Genomic DNA, 18,833 nt, shown 5'->3' on the forward strand with positions numbered 1-18,833 from the left:
TTACCCACGGAGCCACGCACGAAACGCATTGCAGGTTCGCGCGGGTCTCACCTACTTTCTCGTCACGGCCACGAGCGTCACCCCGGAATGCGTCGTCACCCGCCGCCGGACACATGTTCTTGCAGATGCCGCATCTCCGGCAGATGCGGTACTCGTTGTCATGAGCAACACGAGGGCAGCAGCGGCGCAGACTATCAGCGCGATGAGTCCCACACCCGCCGAGAAACTGCACACAATTGGGCGTGAAGGGACGTCGGAGAAGGTGAAAGGCCTCACCACAAGAAATGATCGGTTCGGTTGGGTCGCCCCGCAGGAATTGGTAGAGCACGCGCGTACACCAGTCCGCTCGAGCGGGGTAGCGCGTCAGCATGAATCCGGCGAGGGGTGCAAGGCCACCGCCCGGCGGTCATCAGCGTTGTAGGGTCAGTGCGTTAGCCACGCCATGGCCGTGGGAGCGACCACTGCGCTCAAACCGAGTACCAACGCACCTGCGGATACAAGCATCCTGCCTTTCATAGGGGCCTCCCCTGCGAAAAGTATGAACGGTATGTTTATTGGGATCTCGCTGCACAGTGGTACGAGGAGATCCCGCGGGGCTTGGTGTGGTGCAAACTTTTTGTCCACGCTGGATGTTCGGCGGGCTCTCTTTGCTGCGCCGCGTCTGGAGTACACCGCCGCGCTGCGAAAGAATCGTCGGGTCGGAGCTGCCGATTTTCGTCCATCATCCGTACACGATGATGGTCATGATCGCGTCCTCGGTCATGGCGGGTTCCCCGACTCGCCGGGCGCGGCGAACATGGGCATCGTCGAGTACGCCGCGGCACACGTGAGACCGAGACCATTCCGACAAATGATGCCTCACGAAGAGGCACGAGCAGGAACAGCTCGCGAGACCACACATTTTCTTGCCCACCGGTGTCGACACCGAGCGGCACGCCATCGCCGAGGGCGCTGAGGACAATCAGGTCGGCGCGGCGCTGGATCGGACCCGACCCACATCCCAGCACACCTCGAACTCGGCATGGCCGTACGACCTGTACGTGCATCCGGAAGCCAGACGGAAGGGATATGGGACCGCGATAACGCGAGCGATCAAACCGGTCGCCGGGGAGCGGTGCACATCGGTCTCGACGTGGAAGGTGCGAATACTGCCGCTGCCGCCACCAGCCTGCCGCCCCTGGATACAGCAATATCGACACCGCATGCCGGCATGTCACTCGACGTCGACCGCACCCGAAATCAAGTGACGGATTGCACGTCAATGGCCCTTGTCGGACGGGTGGTAGAAGGGTGTGTCCCACGGCGCGAACACCGCAGAGCGCCCGCGTCCGAGTCACCGGAAGACCCAGGCTGGAACTCGCGGGTAGCCGACTCGTACGACAAGGCGTCATACTTCACTCTGTGACGAGCGCAGTAGGGACTTCAGCATCTGCAATCACCCAACGCGTGCACTCGCTGAACCGGCCCAACATGGTCAGCGTTGGCACCATCGTGTGGTTGTCAAGTGAGCTCATGTTCTTCGCAGGGCTCTTCGCCATGTACTTCGTGGCGCGAGCGCAGGCGAACGGGAACTGGCCGCCGGAGCCGACCGAGCTGAACCTGTTCCTCGCCGTACCGGTGACACTCGTGCTGATCGCCTCGTCGTTCACCTGCCAGATGGGCGTGTTCGCAGCCGAGCGCGGCGACGTCTTCGGCCTCCGCCGGTGGTACCTGCTGACCTTGGCGATGGGCACCTTCTTCGTCCTCGGCCAGGGCTACGAGTACCTCAGCCTCATCGAGGAGGGCACCACCATCTCGAGCAGCGTGTACGGCTCGGTGTTCTACATGACCACCGGTTTCCACGGTCTCCATGTCATCGGCGGCCTCATCGCGTTCGTCTTCCTGATCGCCCGCACCAAGGTCAGCAAGTTCACACCTGCACAGGCCACCGCCGCCATCGTCGTCTCGTACTACTGGCACTTCGTCGACATCGTGTGGATCGCCCTGTTCGCCACGATCTATTTCATCCGTTGATCAGCTGAACGCCCCGGGAGCCACGGCGGATGCGGGCCAGCGGGACGGATAGGTCACCGACGCTCTCGCCGTCGTGCGCTACCTTCACCCGGACGCGCACCGGACGGATCCGGACTACGAAGGCTGGGTGGTCGACTCTCGCGCGAAGGCCGCCGGAACCGACATGCAGTAGCGAGGGCACGGCACCACTTCCAAGCGTTGCGGTTGAGTGCCATTGGCCCCGAGCGGATTTCGTACGGTCCTCAGCGGTCCAAGACACGGTGCTGGGATGCCGCGGCATCGACGATCGCGGGGTGTTCGAGTTCCAGGAGTTCGATGCTGACCACCTCGGGGCGATGCCAACTGGCCAGCACGGTCCAGCTGGGGACGGTGGTAGGACCACCACTGCACTGCCTGCCACGCTCCTTGCGGTCGGTCTCGGACCAGTTCGGGTAACCCGATCCCTGTGTCACCGCAAGATTGCGGATCACCGATGTGCGTGGCCCGCAATGACAGGCGCACCAGTTGGGCCGGGTCGTCGAGGTCGAGAACCCCCAGTCGTCCGGCAGTCGGAAGGTCCCCAGCGCCCGGTGAGAACCAGGTAGCTGCGGGAACCCGAACATCGACTGCTCCCGGTGCGCTAGGTTGCCGAACGTCTCGCCGCACGCCTCTTCGGCCAACCGTGAGAGATACCCAGGCGTAAAAGTCCGGATGGTCGATGTGGCCACCACGTGGGGGTCGGTGTTCGTAGAGGGGGTGTCCCCCGGCTGGCCGGGCTTGGCGGAAGGCAGATAGGGAAAGACCCGATATACCAGGACTCAAGCTGCCCCGCCCCATGTTTCTGCATCGAGCACCTCCAGGACCGACGCAGGGTCCGGACAACTTAATCACGTCGACCAGGCGTGCCCCGTCGAGATACGCATTCGGGCTCTCCAGGCTGTGCAGTTTCCCCCACCCCAGGCGTGCCCGGGCGAGGACGTGCTCGAGATCGATCAACCGCGGGCAGCCGCAGGCCCGGGCCGCTCCTTGCCCGACACCCACCTCGATGTCTGCGACCGATTTGCCCCCATGATCTCTGCGAGGGCAGCTCCCCCGCACTCGTCCACCAGGTACCGCACCTGCTCCGCCGACAACGGATCATCCGGCGCTGACCGCCGAGGCGTTCCTGGGTGTACTGGCGCACGCTCGTCTGATCTTCCCGGAGCGCTCCCGGTCGACCGCTCGCGCGGCTGCGCACCGGGCACACCCTTGCGCCGGGATTCGAGCTCTTGTTCTGAATGTTCGGGTTGGCTAACTTTAGGTGTGGCCATGTCTAACTATTCGATGCGTGCCCCCTCGCAGTGTTGCGGATCCCTGCTCACCGAGGCGGTCGAGGACTATCTCCGCACCCTCTTCTGCCTCTCGGCGCGGGACGAGACGACCTCGGCGTCGGCACTGGCGCGGCGCCTCGATCTGGCGGCCCCGACCGTGTCCGGGATGCACCGGCGGCTGGCCGGGGCCGGCCTGATCCGGCGACCCGCACCCCATCGGGTCACGCTGACGGCGCACGGCCAGCACCACGCGGTGGACGTCGTTCGCCGAAATCGGTTGGCGAAGGTGTTCCTCGCCGAATTCCTGGACCTGTCCTGGGACGAGATCGGCGGCGAGGCGGATGTGCTTGAGCACGCCATCAGCCCGCGTCTCGAATCCCGGCTCAGAGCCGCACTCGGCAACCCAACGCATGATCCGTACGGCAACCCGATTCCGTCGGCGACCGGCGAGTACGTCGAAACGTGGCCGGAGAGCCTCCGGGCTGCGGTCCCCTGCCGAGATTTCACGGTCGAACGGGTCGTGGACCGGGACACCGACGGGCTGCGCCTGCTCGCGGGCCTGGGCATCTACCCGGGCCGCGTCATCGCCCGCGCCGAAGCCTCCCCGCACGGCGGGCCGGTGTGCGTCGACATCGACGGCCACCCATACGAGCTGGCGGCCGCAGTCGGCGGCCTCATCTACGGCAGGGCCGCGTGATGGGCGAATCGCGGCGACAGTTCCTGCTGGGCTCGGCCCTGCTCGGCACCGCCGGCGCGGCAGCGCTCGGGGTCCGGGGCGTGTCGGCCGCGCCCCTTCCGGCAGGTCCCGAGGAGGCGCACTCCGGCGGCGCGCATGCCGGCGGCCACGGCGGTGGGGTCAGCGGCCCGACGTTCCGCAAGGGTGCGGTCGTCGACCACGAGGCGAACGGCTTCGATCCCACCGAGATTCTGCGCGACTTCGACTACGGCCGCGTCTCCCGTCTACCGGACGGGCGGGTACTGCGCGAGTGGGACATCGCCGCCGCCGACGTGGACGTGGAAATCGCGCCGGGTGTCCGGTATCCGGCGTGGACGTTCAACGGCCGCATCCCGGGCCCGACGTTGCGCTGCCAGGAAGGGGACCTGCTGCGCGTGACGTTCATCAACGCCTCCATGCACCCACACACGATGCACTTTCACAGCATCCACCGCGCCGAAATGGACGGGGTCCCCGACATCGGTCCGGGTGTCATTCCCTCCGGCGGTAGCTTCACCTACGAGTTCGACGCGCAACCGTTCGGGGTGCACCTGTATCACTGCCATGTCGGCCCGCTGGCCGAGCACATCGCCCGCGGCCTGTACGGAACCTTCATCGTCGATCCACCCCAGCCTCGTCCGCCGGCCGACGAAATGGTCATGGTCATGCACGGCTACAACACCACCTTCGACGGGGAAGGCAATCAGCTCTATGCCGTGAACGGCATCCCGTTCCACTACATGCACGAACCGATCCGGGTGCGGCGGAACGAGTTGGTGCGGATTTACCTGGTCAACGCCCTCGAATACGACCCGATCAACACGTTCCATGTTCACGGGAACTTCTTCGACTACTACCCCACCGGCACCCGCCTGCAGCCGTCCGAGTACACCGACACCATCATGCAAGCCCAAGGTCAGCGCGGCATCTGCGAACTGCGATTCCCGTACACCGGCCGATTCATGTTCCACGCCCACAAGACCGAATTCGCCGAACTCGGCTGGATGGGGTTCTTCGAGGTGACCGAGTAGATGGACACCTCAGTGGACACAAAACGGACCTGGATGTCCGCGGTCGGTGCGGCCCTCCTCATCGGTGTGGCCCTGGTCGTGCTCGCGATGGTGGGGGGCCGGACCCTGCCCGAGCGGGCCGGTCCGCCGATCGAGCAGCTCGCGGTCGAACACACCGAACTGGTCCCGGGCTACATCGAGGTCACCGTCCGCAACACCGGCCCCGATCCGGTCCAGGTCGCGCAGGTGTTCGTCAACGACTCCTACGTCGATCTGACCGGTGGGGAGCAGCCGATCAGCCATCTGGACTCGGAGGTTCTGCGGCTCGACTACCCGTGGCAGGACGGGCAACCGTACCTGCTCTCGTTCCTGACCTCGACCGGCCTGGTGATCGAACACGAAATCCCGGCCGCGGTGACCACCCCGCAGGCCGATGCCGGGTTCTTCGGGCTGATGGCGTTGATCGGGACCTACGTCGGCATCATCCCCGTCGTGCTGGGAATGCTGTTCCTGCCGGTACTCCGCAGGATCGGCCCCGGTGGGATACGTGTCCTGCTGGGGCTCACGGTCGGGTTGCTGGCCTTCCTGGCCGTCGACGCGACCATCGAGGGCGTCGAACTCTCCGAACGCGGTGGCGGCGCCTTCGGCGGCCCGGCCCTGCTCGTCCTCGGCGCGGTGCTGGCGTTCCTCGCGTTGACCGCGCTGGACCGCTATCTCGGGTCCCGCCGCGCCGTCAGCGAAACGCAGGCGTCGAGCGGGATCCGTTTGGCGTTCATGATCGCCCTCGGGATCGGACTGCACAATCTCGGCGAGGGATTGGCGATCGGCGCCGCCTACGCCGTCGGCGAGCTCGCCCTGGGGGCGACCCTGGTCGTAGGATTCACCATCCAGAACACCACCGAGGGGCTGGCGGTCGTGGCGCCGCTGACCCGACGGCGCCCACCACTGCTGCAACTCCTCGGTCTGGGTCTGCTCGCCGGGACGCCGGCCATTCTCGGTGCGCTCATCGGTGCCAGCGTGAACAACGCCGAGCTTTCGGCGTTGCTCCTCGGTATCGGTGTCGGTGCGATCGCGCAGGTCATCATCCAGATCGCCCCTGCCCTGCGCGACAGCGCAGGGCGAGTGCTCAGTCCCGCCACCATCGGCGGGATCACCGCTGGCCTGCTCACGATGTATGTCACCGGACTCCTCGTGGTCGCCTGACGACCCGTGGAGCCGACCCGCCCCGGCCGCAGTGAGGCTGGTCCGGCAGTTCGGGCCACCGAGCAACGGCGCGAAACGGCCCGCGCTGCCGGTGAGTGTCAGTTGCCGTCGGCGTGATCGGTGGCGCTGTCAACCGCCCCGTCCTGCTGTCGTCGATGGGGAGGGCCGCGGCTCGCGCTTCGGCATCCCCCGGTTTCGCTCCCCACCCGCCGGCGGCTTGGGGCCCTGGTTATCCCAGCGTGGCCGACAGCAACGCCGCCGGGGCGCTGTTGGGGTCGAGTTCGGAGATCGTGCTGGTCGAGACCGCCAGTACGCGTGCGGTTCCGCGTGCGTCCCGGCCGGGTGCCTTACCGTTGCCATTGTCGCCGCCTCCCGGACACGGTGACCCGGCGCCCCGGCCGGATCGCCCCCCGCAGCAATCAACGTCAGTGCGTCACCGGTCCTGGTCCGACGAAATGGACCTCGGCGCCTGCCTGGTTCATGCCATCACAGCGAGTGCCGTCTTCGACAGGCGCGTCGAGAATTCGAACTTGAGGAGGATGGAACGGGCGGTTCCGGCGACCAGCACCAGCCGGCACTCCAGGGCGCTCGACCGATCCGTCCCAGTTGGCGCAGCACGACATTCTCCACCCCACCAGCGCCGCCGACTCTTCCGGGGTGGAGATACTTTGCGCGCGTCCGCAAGAGGCCGATCGCACCCTTGTTGTCCGCGATGCACGGGACTAGCGTTTTATCCGCGCCGGTCCGTTCCGGTTGGGCCGGGCAATCACATCCCAACTCGGAGGTGCACAATGGCCGTTGCGGTCGTTCTCGATTTTCCCGGGGGAACCCTCGAGCAGTACGACAATGTGATTGCCAAGATGGGCCTCACTCCAGAAGGCCAAGGCCCGCCCGGCGCGTTGAGTCACTGGGTCGCCGAGACCGACGACGGCATCCGCGTCAGCGACTTGTGGCTCGGCAGAGACGAATTCGAGAAGTTCTCCGAAGAACAGATCCGCCCGTTCACTGCGGAGTTCGGACTACCGGAGCCGCAAGTCACGTTCTTCGACGTACACAACTACCTGACGGCGGGCCAATAAGCTGACCACCACCGCTGCGCCTGTCTGCGACAGACCGGCGCGGTTTCCGCCGAGTCGAACGCAGCTCAACGAGCGATTCCCTCGCCGCATCTGCCTGACGTAATCCACGTCCGGTAACGCCACACACAGCCGCCCGCAGGCATTCCCAGAACGTACGGGAACCAGCGCGGCTCCGATCCCGCCGCGTTGCGCAACGACTCCAAGATCGTGATGCCCCGACCAAACAGAGTCGGGGCATCAGGTGTCAAACAGTGCTTCCTGCAGTGTTCGGCTTTCATTCAGTAGATGTACGTGGTGCGGGCGAAGGCGATGATCCGATCACGAGCAGTGGGCACGGCGCCGGTGCGGGCGAGCCACTCGATGTCGGCGACCGAGTGCTCGCGGCAGCAGATCTCGGCGGTTTCCTCCGCCCTCGCCTCCGCCCTCGCCTTCTCCCCGAAACGATCTCCGCACAACCATCAACCCCGCACGATCGAGGCAATACACCGCCGGGTGCCGGAGACCGACTCAACGACCAACTCGGTGTCCTCAAGCACCCGCAACTGCTGCGAAACTGCCGGCGGGGAGATCGGTAACTGATCCGCCAATACCCCTACCTCCAACAGCCTGCCGGCAAGCTTCTCCAAGATCGCCCGCCGGGTTGCATCACCCAACGCGTCGAGGACGACGGCAGCAGTAGCGGACATATCGGTAAGTCTGCCCGAACGAAAGCGGCAGTCAACTGTGTGTCGATACTTTCCGATGTGGGTGGTCGCTACCTTTGAATTCCTGCGTCGGACTGGTCGGTCCGAGGCGCGTGGGTGTGGGTTTCGTACATGCGTACCGCGACGATGATGCCGGAGATCGCGGTGATGGCGGCGACGATCCCGATGGCCGCGCGTAGCCCCCAGAGGTCGGCGGTGATGCCGGCGAGGAGGGCGCCGACGGCGAAGCCGCCGTCGCGCCAGAGCCGGTAGACGCCGACCGCGCGGGCCCGCCAGGCGGGGTGGGCGACGTCGCCGATGGTGGCGAGCAGGGTGGGGTAGACCATGGTCTCGGTAGGGTTACTATCCCCCGGTGACACCAGGGACGCTTCCGGCTCCCGCGGGCCACCCGGTGAGTCGGCCATGGATTGGGGAACTGTTCTCCGGTCCGACCGACAATGAAACGAGCTGGTGATATCAGGTTACGACCGGACCGATCGCGGAACTTGCTCGTGCTTCCTCCACCATTGGCCAGGGCGCTATATCCCTACACGAGAACAACACTCACAGAGAGACGATCCACCGCCGCGACCCACGGACACGTCATCCGTTCCCAGCCGATCCCCCGGGCATGCCACCTCACCGACCGATCGGTGAATTCAGGATGGTGTGCGTCGCGGAGTTCAGCCCGAATTCGTGCGATTCGGTCTCGGTGCGGCTCCGAGATGGTTGGCTGGTGGTGCGGGCCGTGTCAGCGGCCGGCCGCACACCCACACACGATCACGGGAGGATCGGACATGCCCACACGTGACGACGCCTGGCCGCAGGGAACCCCCTGCTGGGTCGACTGTCAGGTCGACGACACCGCCAAGGCCCGCGAGTTCTATTCCGAACTCTTCGGCTGGGACATCCAGGACAGTCCGGAGGAGGCCGGCGGCTATCTGATGGCGATGAAGAGCGGCAAACCGGCCGCCGGGATCGGCCCCAAGCCGGAAGGGATGGCCGTTCCCTCGGCGTGGACAACGTATTTCGCCGCGGACAGCGCGGACGACATCGCCGGCACGGTGACCGAGGCCGGCGGGCAAACGTTCATGCCGCCGTTCGACGTCATGGACGTCGGCCGCATGGTCGTCGCCGCCGATCCCACCGGGGCCGCGTTCGGGGTCTGGGAGGCGAAAGCCCACACCGGTGCCGGCATCTTCAACGAGCACGGCGCGTACTGCTGGAACGAGCTGCACACCCGTGAGTACGAGCGCGGCAAGGACTTCTACGCGAAGGTCTTCGGCTGGTCCTACACCGAGATCGGCGACGGCGAGAACTTCTCCTATTCGACATTCGCATTGCCCGGCGGCAAGGGCATCGGCGGCATCAACGACGACACGAAGATGCCGGGCGAGAATCCGCCGCACTGGCTGACGTGGTTCCAGGCCGACGACACCGACGCGGTCCTGACCAGGGCCACCGAACTCGGCGCCACCGTCGTCGCCGGACCGGACGACAGCCCCGCGGGCCGGATGGGGATCGTCCAGGGACCGCAGGGCGAGGCCTTCGGTGTCATCGACCCCACCCGCACCGTCGGCCAGTTTCCCGGCCAACAAGGGTGAGGCGGGACTTCGTCGACCGGTGTCCCGCGGCGGCGACACCGGGACCCAGGCACCGTCCTGGCCGGTGCCCGGGAGCCTCATTCGCTCGTCTTCAGAGGTTGCTCACCCGACCGAACTGGTGGCCGATCGCGGCGGGGAGGTAGCCGACGTCGTGGCCGCCTACGCGGGCCACGGTGACCGGTAGGGCGCCGATCGTATTGGGTTGGTCGACGACCACCAGCACCGATCCGTGGCTGGCCAGGCGGTCGAACACCGCCCGCAGCTTCGCTTCGTCGTTCGGCAGGGCCTTGTCGTAGATCTTCTTTCCGGCGGCGGTCAGTCCGACGGCGTGGTGCTCGCCTTTGCCGACGTCGATGCCGCAGTAGTTCGAGTCCATTCAGGGGTCGTCCCTTGTGTCTCGGTCGACCGGTCGCCGATCCGGCATCGACGCCCGGCACCCCGTTACAACGAGACCTACCCAATCTCGGTTGGCCGTGTCCCTAATGACATCCGAACGGACGCGTCTGAGCTGCACCCTGGCTGATGTGGTCGTTCGACGCTCGCGCTCTCGTGCCCCGTGCAATGGTGCTTGGGTTCTATCGGTCGTCGCAACACCCGACAGTTCAGGGTGGCGATGGAATTCGAGATACGCAAGCAACGGGGTCCCTCGCGTGGCGAGACCCTGCATCGGGAACGGCGCGCCTATTTTAGTCAAGAGGCCTGCCGAATCGTCGGGATCAACTACCGCACCGGCAAGCGGTGGCGCAACGGACACCAACCGTCCGGCGGCCACCCGGGAGCTCCGCCGGTGACAACATCCGCCCTGAACACCGAGTCGGGCCGGTACCTGGGCACTACCGAACGCATCCGTATCGCCGACCGGTTCCGGGAAGGCGCCTCGATCCGATCGATCGCCAGCGAGTTGAATCGGAGCCCCTCGACGATCAGCCGGGAGATCCGCCGCAACAGTGATCCCACGGACGGGCAGTACCGGCCCTATGCGGCCCAGCAACGTGCCGGCGCACGCCGCCCACGACCCAAGACTGCCAAGCTGATCAAGTACCCCACGCTGCGGCGACGCATTCAACGGCATCTCGACAAGGGGTGGAGTCCCGAGCAGATCGTGTGCAGACTGCGCCGCTTTCCGCACCTCACCGACATGCATCTCGCACCCGAAACCATCTACCAGGCGGTCTACCGGCCCGCCCACGGCGGCTTGATCCGCGGGAAGAAACCCCTGCTGCGGACCGGTCGCACCATGCGCCGGCCGCGTCGCCAGGCGGCGAGATCTACCTGACCGGGGGTGAACCCATTCCGCTCCCCGACATCGACACGATCGTGCGCACCTGCATGGACGTGTTGCCGACGACGGTGCTGACCAACGCGATGGTGTTCAAGGGCCGAGGGCTGCGGGCACTGGAATCGCTGCCCCGGGAGGGTCTGGCCTTGCAGATCTGTCTCGACTCCGCCACACCCGGCCTGCACGATTCGCACCGCGGCGCAGGCAGCTGGGCAAAAGCGGTCGCCGGCATCCGGCTGGCCCGGCAGCGGGGTTTCCGGGTGCGGATCGCAGCCACCATCGCCTCGCCGGGTCCGGGAACGATCACCGCGCTGCACGACTTCCGCGACCAGCTCGGCATCGAACGCCGCGACCAGCTGATCAGGCCGATCGCCCGCCAGGGCGCCGCGGTCAAAGGGCTGGTCCTCACCCCCGAATCACTCGTCCCCGAGGTCACCGTCACCGCCGACGGCGTCTACTGGCATCCCGTTGCCGCCACCAACGACCGCGCGCTCGTCACCCGCCGGATCGAGCCGCTCCGCCCCGCACTCGACGAGATCTACGAACGGTTCACCCGGCAATGGGCGGTCGCCGCCACCGCCGCTGCACTCTTCCCCTGCGCCTAGCACCAACCTGGCACACACCTACCCGCTGTCGCATGGATTCATGCATCCGGAGCGCCCCGGCCTCGGGCCAGCGCCCGGTTACAGCTCAGGCCGGCTTGTGCGCGAGGATGCGAAATCCGATGCTTCCCATACCACTTCGGTGGACCGTGTCGATGACGAACCCGGCACGGTCGAGGTAGGGTCTCGGATCGCGGGTGAGGTGGTCGGTGCCGAAGCGCACGGACAGCGGTTCGACCGCACGCATCAGGGTGAGACCGAGCCGGTTGGTCGCCGGCCCGTGCTCGGCCAACACCATCTGCCCGCCCGGGACCAACACCCGTAGCGCTTCCTCGCTCGCCTTCAGCGGGTCGGGGATCGCGCAATACGTGAAGGTCGAGATCACCGTATCGACGGACGCGTCCGGCACGTCCAGTGCCTGAGCATCACCGCGGCGAACCTCGACCCGGTCGAGTCGGTAGTCGGCGATCCGCCGGCGTGCGACGTCGAGCATCCCCTCGGACAAATCGACACCGATCACACTCTCGACCTGCGGCCCGTACAAGGGCAGGTTGAGTCCGGTCCCGACCGCGATCTCGAGTACCCGGCCGCGGGCCTGCGCGACCGCCCAGCCCCGCGCCGGTCCGAGCACGAACCGTTCGAAGAATCCCATCTGCGTGTCGTAGTGCCGCGCCATCGCGTCGAAGACCTTCTCCACCTTGGCGTTCCCGGGTTGACGCATCCCAACCTCCAACCGGACCTCCGTGTGGTCTGACCCCCTCAACACTACATAGGACGACACCCGCCGGCTGGACGAGAGCTTCGCGGCGGTCGATTTCTTCGAGACCTGAATAAAGAAATTTCTGTACCGTCAGGTGAAACCTGGTGCACAGCGACGCGCTTTCCGGTTCGGCTACACCTTGTCGGCGACACCGGTCGCACCGCCGCCGGCGTTGGGCGCGCCGATCGTCGCCGTCGCCGACGGGGAGGTTATCAATGCCGGACCAGACCAGGGGTACGGGCTGTGGGTGCGGATTCGGCACGACGACGGGACCATCATCACCTACGGCCACAACAACGACAACCTCGTCGAGGTCGGCCAGCGTGTGAAAGCCGGTCAGAAGATCGCAACCATCGGGAACAGGGGCAACTCGACCGGGGCGCACCTGCACTTCGAAGTGGAAACCCCCGACGGGGACAAGACTGACCCCCTCAAATGGCTCACCAAACGAGGAGCGTCGATCATCGGGATCGACTGACGGAAGGCTTACTGCTCCGTCCCGGCGCGAGGCACGGGCCGCACTCCGTCCGCTACCCGTTCGCCGCCGCGCGTGGCTTCCTGCTGCATGGGTCCGACGAAGGGCTGACGGGGAGCGGCGTGTCGCCGCGGGGCGTCAAGGTGATGGGTGCCCCTTGCCGTGTGAGAGCCCGCACCAGCTCGTGTGCGAATTCTTCGGGGTGGGTGACGAAACCGATGTGCCCACCGGGTAGTTCGATCACGTCCCGACCGACTTTCCTTCCCAGTTCCATGTTCACCTCGTAGCACGGATATCCACGCGATTCCCGCCCGACCGCCGGGACGATCCGATCGGCGTGCGCCGCAAGCACGTCCAGGTCGAGGTCGACGGCGGGATACTGGCGCAGCTCGTGATCGAACCAGTAGGTCGCGTTGGCCGGGTTCTTGGGGGCGCGGGCCATCGCCAGCCGGTCGGACTCCGCGAAGGTCTGTTCGCGAAATTCCACGAGTGCCGGCTCGATGTCGGATGTGCGGTAGAGGTCGTACAGGCGGGAGAAGAAGTCCACCCACTTCTGTCCCTCGGGCAGTTGCCGCACGGCCGGCGGTTCGAAGGGAACGAGCGCGTCCACCACAGTCGGGTGGCGGGTGAGGAGTTCGAGGGCCACAATCGCTCCTGAGCTGGCGCCGAGGACGATCGCGGGTTCGACGCTGACCCACTCGATCAAGCGCCGGACATCATCGGCGTCGGTCGCGAGGCGTCGACCGTAGTCCTGTGGCCCGTCGAGCCGACTCCGGGAGAAGCCGCGGCGGTCGTAGATGAGCACGGTGTACTGCGCTGTCAGGTGGTCGGTCACTATTCTGAATCCGTCGGCGTTGCCGCCCGCTCCAGGGATCATCAGAAGGAGGGGCCCGCTGCCGTGGGTCTCGTAGTAGAGCCGGGCGCCGGGAACGTCGAGGGTACTCATTTGTGGCGCTTGTTCCGGGGCACTATGGCCGACCGCAACGCGGGGCCGATTCCGTGCGCGTGAGGCGGCCGCCGCGACCGGGTCGGGCCCAGTAACCGGCCGCGCAGCCCGGGCACCGACAGGGTCACCGCCGCGGCCACGAGTATTACCACCAGGACGGCGCCGTGGCCGACAGCGAGTGAGATTCCCAGCCAGCCGGGCAGGAGCAGGATGAGGGCGATGATGCCGAGTTTGACGAGGATGATCCCGAACACGATCACCCGCGGGCGGCCGCGCGTCGTGGATCCGTGCCCGTCCCCGACGCCGGGGTCATCATGTGAGTCGGGGTCGGGGTGCGGGTCGGTCATGGGCGTGTCCTTCGTCGCGGCGTGATCATCGACGGGTCGTGGTCGACGCGGTGAACTCGATTCGCCGTCCTGCCCCGCAGATGACGCGACGAACGGCGGATTCGTCATGAGACTGCCCGTCTCAGCATGTTCAGGTGGGTCGCCTGGTGGGCGATGACTGCCTCGATCACCTGCTCCAATGTCCGGCGGCCGTCCGAGAACCGGCTACTCCCTGTCCCCGGCACACTGGCGAGCTGCTCATCGGTCAGGTCGGCCAGCAGGCCGATCGGGGCCTTGCCTGCGCTCACCCGATCCAGAACCTCCGACGCAGCGGCGGGCGGCTGGGCACGCTCGTGGCCATGGGCGTGCCCATGACCATTTCCCGGCGGCCGTCTGCCCGGGCCATACCCGGCGCCCTGCAGGAACCGGCCGAGGAAGTGATAGCCCTCGGCCATGTGTACAGCGAGCGCGCCGATGGTGTCTCCGGCACTGTCGTCGGGACACGGCTTGCGCAGATCCGGCCCGCTCAGACTGGCGACCACGTCGGCCATCTCGTCGAGCTGCCGGCTCGCCGTCGTCATCAGTTCAATGCCTCGTTCGCTCATAACACGGAGTTTATAAGACATTGTGTCTATGACAGTAGCCATGCTGTCTCTATATCGGGCGAAATGTATCATCGGCTGATGCCGAGGCTGTGGAACGAGACGATCGAGTCGCACCGCCGTGAGGTGCGCGATGCGATCCTAGATGCCACCGCGGCGCTGGTCACCGAGCGCGGGCTGCTGTCGGTCACGATGTCGCAGATCGCCGAAAAGACCGGTATCGGCCGGGCGACGCTGTACAAGTACTTCCCCGACGTCGAGACGCTGCTCTTCGCCTGGCACGAGCGCCAGATCACGGCCCACCTCGGCTATCTCGTCGAAGCCCGAGACCGGGCCTGGGCCGCCGACCAGCGGCTCGAAGCTGTCCTCGAGGCGTTCGCCCTCATCACCCACGAATCCCACGGACACCGCGACACCGAACTCGCGGCGCTCCTGCATCGAGGCGAGCACGTGGTGCGGGCGCAGCAGCAGCTCACCGAATTCATCAGCGACTTGCTCACCGAGGGAGCGCGGCACGGCGAGATCAGAGACGATATCGCCTCCGATGAGCTTGCGAGGTACTGTCTTCACGCGCTCACCGCAGCCGCCGGTCTCCCTTCCCTAGCCGCTGTCCAGCGGCTCGTTCAGGTCACCTTGGATGGGTTGCGCCTCGGGCGCTGACACGAGCACAACCGCAAGGGCCGGAAATGTCCGGCCCACCTGCTGATGATGACCGCCCGGCAGGGGTTATGTGGACTGCTTCGCCGTCATCGGCGGTCGACTTTAGGCAATCGGGTATAGCCACAAAGCCGCCAATTGTGTGCTGGCCAACGAATCTGATCGCTATCCAGCCCTCGGTCTGCTGCCGTGGCAGTTGCCGGGGCGCCTGTCTTTGCCAATCCCCGATTCGTTCGAGTCTTCAGAGGCGTACATCGTTGTCTGACGCAGCCGTTTCCTGATGTGTAACGCCTGCTACATTTCTACGTGTGACTGATGATGCGTCGCTGGCGCGCTGGATCGTGTTGCTACTGAAGCTGCCATCGGAGCCATCCCGGCACCGAGTGGCGGTATGGCGGGAGTTACGCCGAATCGGAGCGCTGTCACTGGGGCAGGGCGTGTGGGCCGTGCCGGACCTGCCGGTTTTTGCGACTGGCGTCCATCGAGCGCTGGAGCTAACCGAAAAGTCAGACGGAGAGGCGATTTCCTTGCAGGCCGTGGGCTCCAGCCCCGCCGACGCCGCCCGCTTCCAGGCAATGTTCACCGCCGCCCGGCAGGACGACTGGTCCGAGCTCATAGCCGACTGCGGCAAGTACGAGGCGGAGCTGGACAAGGAGATCCGCACCGCCAAGTTCACGCTGGCCGAGCTCGAGGAGGAAGAGCAGAGCCTTGAGCGCCTGCGCCGGTGGCATCGGGATCTGAAGGCCCGCGACGTGTTCGGCACGCCGAATGCTACCGAGGCCACGCAGCGATTGCTGTACTGCACAGAGCGTTTCGAGGACTACACCGAGCGGGTCTTCGCCGCGCTGCACACACCCGAAGAGTCGGCGGACGGCCTACTGTCCCCGCCGGTGTTCCCACAGTGATGTCGCCGTGGCGGATGTGGCCGCTATATGCGGCGGGTTTCACTACGGCGTTCGGTGCGCACGGTATTGCCGCGAATCTGGGGGCTGAAACCGGAGATCTGCGCAGTTCTCTTCTGTATCTGGGATTGTTGCTGGCCCTGTATGACGGCGCGGAGGTGGTGCTCAAACCGGTCTTCGGTTCCATCGCGGACCGGGTGGGCGCTCGTCCGGTGTTGATCGGTGGGCTGGTAGCGTTCGCGCTCGCTTCCGCCGCATTCGTGGTGGTCGATGATCTGGGCTGGCTGTGGCTGGCCCGTCTCGGGCAGGGCGCGGGGGCGTCCGCGTTTTCGCCTGCCGCTAGCGCGCTGGTCGCACGGATGAACCCGAAATCGAAGCAGGGCAAGGCGTTCGGAAGTTACGGGTTCTATAAGAGCATCGGTTACACGCTGGGCCCACTACTCGGTGGTGCCGTCGTCTGGCTGGGAGGGCTGCCACTGTTGTTCGCGCTCATGGCGGTCCTGGCGTGCGCGGTCGCTGTATGGGTGGGGTGTGTGGTCCCGTCGGTTCCGCCACTGCCGCGGGCCCGGCAGACCGTCGTGGATTTGGCCCGACGCCTGTCGGAGGGGGCGTTCCTGCGGCCGACCGCAGCTCTGGCCGCGGCAACTGCCGCCCTATCTGTGGGTGTGGGTTTCCTTCCGGTTTCCGGGGCGGACGCCGGTCTCGGCCCGGTCGTGACCGGAGCCGCGGTTTCGGTTCTCGCGGCGTGCGCGGCCTTGGTGCAGCCGCGCGCCGGACGGGCGTTGGATGCGGGCCGCGTCTCGACAGGCACGGGTATCACCGCCGGCCTTTTCATCACCGGCGCCGGTCTGGGTTGCGCGATGCTCCCGGGCCCGGCCGGGGTGCTGCTGGCCGGAATCGGAATCGGGATTGGCACTGGGCTGATCACACCGCTGGCCTTCGCGGCCCTGGCCACATCGACACCCGAGGAGCGCATGGGGCAGACGATGGGCGCTGCCGAACTCGGCCGCGAACTCGGCGACGCGGGCGGGCCCTTGCTGGTCGCCGGCGCAGCCGCGGCCGCCACTCTCGCCGTCGGCTATGCGGTCCTAGCCGTGCTGATCGCAGCATCCCCGGTGGTGTTGACGCGCCGCAGCGGAGGCCGAAAAGTCGACCCCGTCCTCGACTGAGTCTTCCGACCGTCCCCTCTTCGCGCCCGCACTTCAGGCAAGGATCAGTGGTGTGCGGGCCGCGACGGCTCAACCGACGCCAACCAGATCACGGTGTACAACGCCCAGCACGAGTCGCTCACTCAGGAGTGGGCCGACGCCTTCGCGGGGCCGAGACGGAGATCGAGGTCGAAGTGCGCACCGGCAGCGGCAGGGCAACAGCACGGTCATGAAGGTCATGAATGCCGGTGAGATCCCGGCGTGATCTACACCACTACTACTGGTTCGGCGATCAGCCCACGTCGCCCTGCACTATTTCAAAACGAGGATCCGGGAGCGTTCGCCAGGGCCTCGGGTAGCGGTCCTGAAGTCGAGCACGAAGCAGAACGCGGCCCAGCAGTTCCTGAAGTTCGTCACCGGTAAGTCCGGCCAGGAGGTCTTGTGGACCGGGACGCAGACCGGCCGTCGAGCGGCAAATGGAGGGGGATCGCTGCCCGCGACGGTGTACGCCTACAAAGTCCCACGTCCAGACCCTACTCACGGGGAGGTTCTAATGGTAATGATTCTCAATGCGTGTTTCATGTTGACGCCTGATATAAGGAGTTTCCTTGCGTGTGTCCCGAACATTCCGACTCCCCGCCGCGGCCGTGGGTTTATCCCTCACGGCGGTGCTGACCCTCACCGCATGTGGTTCCGATAATGCGACCGACACGGCTGCTGGCCCGTTGACAGTTGTCGCATCCACCAATGTGTGGGGCAGCGTTGCTCAGTCGGTCGCCGGTGACAAGGTCGAGGTCACCTCGATCATCACGGAGCCGTCATCGGACCCGCACTCGTTCGAGACCACCCCGTCCGACGCGGCGAAGGTCTCCGATGCATCCCTCGTCGTCTACAACGGCGGGGGCTACGACCCGTTCGTCGAGGATGTCCTCAGCAGCAATGGCGGAAACAGCGATCAACGTACCGTCAACGCCTTCGGCCTCCTCGAAAGCCAGTCGCAGGTGCGTGATCAGGGTGAGGCAAACGAGCACGTCTGGTACGACGTCGGCACCGTCGATGCCACGGCGCAGGCCATCGCAGACGAGTTGGGCGAACTCGATCCAGGCAACGCCGCCACGTACCAGGCGAACGCCGACACCTTCTCCGGTCGGCTCAAGCAGATCACGGCCGTGACGGACGGCATTGCCGCCACGCAAGGGGGTGCGCCCGTCGCGCAAACCGAACCGATCGCCCACTACCTTCTGGAAGAGTCCTCCGTGAGGGACGTCACTCCGGAAGGGTTCACCAGCGCCGTCGAGAACGGCAACGACCCTGCAGCCGCCGACATCGCAGCCACCCGCCAACTTTTCACCGACAAACAGGTTCGGGCACTGGTCTACAACGTGCAGACCGACGATGACGTCACGCGGGACGTGCGGGCGACGGCCGAGGCGGCCGGGATCCCTGTCGTAGAGGTGAACGAAACGCTGCCCGAGGGACTCGACTACATTCAGTGGCAGACCAACACCGCGAAAGCGTTGGCCGCGGCGCTGCAATAAAT

The 18,833-nt window shown here is 66.1% G+C and carries 18 protein-coding genes and 5 pseudogenes; 14 read left to right on the forward strand and 9 right to left on the reverse strand.

The features are described from left to right. Positions 1-905: 905 nt before the first annotated feature. On the forward strand, positions 906-1,247 hold the full coding sequence (locus tag CBI38_RS40890; protein WP_162603407.1) for a GNAT family N-acetyltransferase: 342 nt from the start codon (positions 906-908) through the stop codon (positions 1,245-1,247). A 154-nt stretch (positions 1,248-1,401) separates the two neighbouring features. Continuing rightward, positions 1,402-2,013 carry an aa3-type cytochrome oxidase subunit III gene (ctaE, locus tag CBI38_RS35875; protein WP_109336182.1) on the forward strand — a complete coding sequence of 204 codons (612 nt, stop codon included), beginning with the start codon at positions 1,402-1,404 and terminating at the stop codon, positions 2,011-2,013. 242 nt (positions 2,014-2,255) lie between these two features. On the opposite strand, the gene CBI38_RS39900 is transcribed toward ctaE, so the two are convergent. Next, positions 2,256-2,465: a hypothetical protein gene (locus CBI38_RS39900; protein WP_230990469.1), complete on the reverse strand. Its 210-nt coding sequence runs from the start codon at positions 2,463-2,465 to the stop codon at positions 2,256-2,258. An 835-nt stretch (positions 2,466-3,300) separates the two neighbouring features. On the opposite strand from CBI38_RS39900, the gene CBI38_RS35890 reads away from it, so the two are divergent. The 4 genes from CBI38_RS35890 (at position 3,301) to CBI38_RS35905 (ending at position 7,309) form a co-directional block, all read left to right on the forward strand. Then, positions 3,301-3,999, forward strand: a complete 699-nt coding sequence (locus CBI38_RS35890) for a metal-dependent transcriptional regulator (RefSeq protein ID WP_230990470.1) — start codon at positions 3,301-3,303, stop codon at positions 3,997-3,999. Further along, positions 3,999-5,048, forward strand: coding sequence for a multicopper oxidase domain-containing protein (locus CBI38_RS35895; protein WP_109336183.1), 1,050 nt, complete (start codon positions 3,999-4,001; stop codon positions 5,046-5,048). The genes CBI38_RS35890 and CBI38_RS35895 overlap by 1 nt, the downstream gene beginning before the upstream one ends. Further along, the gene (locus tag CBI38_RS35900; protein ID WP_109336184.1) at positions 5,049-6,230 is read left to right on the forward strand and encodes a ZIP family metal transporter; all 1,182 of its coding nucleotides are present in this window, start codon (positions 5,049-5,051) and stop codon (positions 6,228-6,230) included. 791 nt (positions 6,231-7,021) lie between these two features. Continuing rightward, positions 7,022-7,309, forward strand: coding sequence for a hypothetical protein (locus CBI38_RS35905; protein WP_109336185.1), 288 nt, complete (start codon positions 7,022-7,024; stop codon positions 7,307-7,309). 278 nt (positions 7,310-7,587) lie between these two features. On the opposite strand, the gene CBI38_RS38205 is transcribed toward CBI38_RS35905, so the two are convergent. From CBI38_RS38205 to CBI38_RS35915, 3 genes and pseudogenes are all read right to left on the reverse strand, one after another. Continuing rightward, positions 7,588-7,764 (reverse strand): hypothetical protein, encoded by a 177-nt coding sequence (locus CBI38_RS38205; protein WP_162603408.1) that lies wholly within the window; start codon positions 7,762-7,764, stop codon positions 7,588-7,590. Positions 7,765-7,767: 3 nt separating this feature from the next. Then, positions 7,768-7,995 carry an ArsR/SmtB family transcription factor gene (locus tag CBI38_RS35910; protein ID WP_109336186.1) on the reverse strand — a complete coding sequence of 76 codons (228 nt, stop codon included), beginning with the start codon at positions 7,993-7,995 and terminating at the stop codon, positions 7,768-7,770. Between the two features lie 68 nt (positions 7,996-8,063). Then, a pseudogene (locus tag CBI38_RS35915) lies at positions 8,064-8,339 on the reverse strand (MFS transporter); the annotation flags it as partial. 450 nt (positions 8,340-8,789) lie between these two features. Between CBI38_RS35915 and CBI38_RS35920 the strand changes: the two are divergent. Next, a complete protein-coding gene (locus CBI38_RS35920; protein ID WP_109336187.1) occupies positions 8,790-9,596 on the forward strand; it encodes a VOC family protein in 807 nt (268 codons plus the stop codon). Positions 9,597-9,729: 133 nt separating this feature from the next. Here the strand turns inward: CBI38_RS35920 and CBI38_RS35925 are convergent. Then, positions 9,730-9,972: pseudogene (locus CBI38_RS35925) on the reverse strand (IS110 family transposase); the annotation flags it as partial. Positions 9,973-10,209: 237 nt separating this feature from the next. On the opposite strand from CBI38_RS35925, the pseudogene CBI38_RS35930 reads away from it, so the two are divergent. Together CBI38_RS35930 and CBI38_RS35935 are read left to right on the forward strand one after the other, a co-directional pair. After that, positions 10,210-10,857 (forward strand): annotated as a pseudogene (locus CBI38_RS35930) (transposase); the annotation flags it as partial. Between the two features lie 2 nt (positions 10,858-10,859). Further along, positions 10,860-11,480, forward strand: a pseudogene (locus tag CBI38_RS35935) (radical SAM protein); the annotation flags it as partial. Between the two features lie 85 nt (positions 11,481-11,565). On the opposite strand, the gene CBI38_RS35940 reads toward CBI38_RS35935, so the two are convergent. Continuing rightward, complete coding sequence (locus CBI38_RS35940; RefSeq protein WP_109336189.1) at positions 11,566-12,198, reverse strand: class I SAM-dependent methyltransferase; 633 nt, start codon at positions 12,196-12,198, stop codon at positions 11,566-11,568. A gap of 211 nt (positions 12,199-12,409) precedes the next feature. Here CBI38_RS35940 and CBI38_RS35945 point away from each other — a divergent pair. After that, positions 12,410-12,715: pseudogene (locus CBI38_RS35945) on the forward strand (M23 family metallopeptidase); the annotation flags it as partial. 52 nt (positions 12,716-12,767) lie between these two features. Here the strand turns inward: CBI38_RS35945 and CBI38_RS35950 are convergent. The 3 genes from CBI38_RS35950 to CBI38_RS35960 all read right to left on the reverse strand — a co-directional run bounded on the left by CBI38_RS35950 (position 12,768) and on the right by CBI38_RS35960 (position 14,565). Then, entirely contained in the window at positions 12,768-13,658 is an 891-nt protein-coding gene (locus CBI38_RS35950) for an alpha/beta fold hydrolase (protein ID WP_109336190.1), read from the reverse strand. Continuing rightward, positions 13,655-14,005, reverse strand: coding sequence for a hypothetical protein (locus tag CBI38_RS35955; protein ID WP_109336191.1), 351 nt, complete (start codon positions 14,003-14,005; stop codon positions 13,655-13,657). Before CBI38_RS35955 ends, CBI38_RS35950 begins: the two co-directional genes overlap by 4 nt. Positions 14,006-14,109: 104 nt before the next feature. Beyond that, positions 14,110-14,565, reverse strand: coding sequence for a DinB family protein (locus CBI38_RS35960; protein ID WP_109336192.1), 456 nt, complete (start codon positions 14,563-14,565; stop codon positions 14,110-14,112). A gap of 102 nt (positions 14,566-14,667) precedes the next feature. Between CBI38_RS35960 and CBI38_RS35965 the strand changes: the two genes are divergently transcribed. The 4 genes from CBI38_RS35965 (at position 14,668) to CBI38_RS35985 (ending at position 18,831) form a co-directional block, all read left to right on the forward strand. After that, positions 14,668-15,246 (forward strand): TetR/AcrR family transcriptional regulator, encoded by a 579-nt coding sequence (locus CBI38_RS35965; RefSeq protein WP_109336359.1) that lies wholly within the window; start codon positions 14,668-14,670, stop codon positions 15,244-15,246. Between the two features lie 305 nt (positions 15,247-15,551). Then, positions 15,552-16,148: a Chromate resistance protein ChrB gene (locus CBI38_RS35970; RefSeq protein WP_109336193.1), complete on the forward strand. Its 597-nt coding sequence runs from the start codon at positions 15,552-15,554 to the stop codon at positions 16,146-16,148. A 14-nt stretch (positions 16,149-16,162) separates the two neighbouring features. Further along, positions 16,163-17,314 (forward strand): MFS transporter, encoded by a 1,152-nt coding sequence (locus CBI38_RS35975; protein WP_109336360.1) that lies wholly within the window; start codon positions 16,163-16,165, stop codon positions 17,312-17,314. A 587-nt stretch (positions 17,315-17,901) separates the two neighbouring features. Further along, positions 17,902-18,831, forward strand: a complete 930-nt coding sequence (locus CBI38_RS35985; RefSeq protein ID WP_109336194.1) for a metal ABC transporter solute-binding protein, Zn/Mn family — start codon at positions 17,902-17,904, stop codon at positions 18,829-18,831. The last annotated feature ends 2 nt before the right edge of the window (positions 18,832-18,833 follow it).

The organism is Rhodococcus oxybenzonivorans (assembly GCF_003130705.1).
In the GTDB taxonomy this organism is placed as follows: Bacteria; Actinomycetota; Actinomycetes; order Mycobacteriales; family Mycobacteriaceae; genus Rhodococcus_F; species Rhodococcus_F oxybenzonivorans.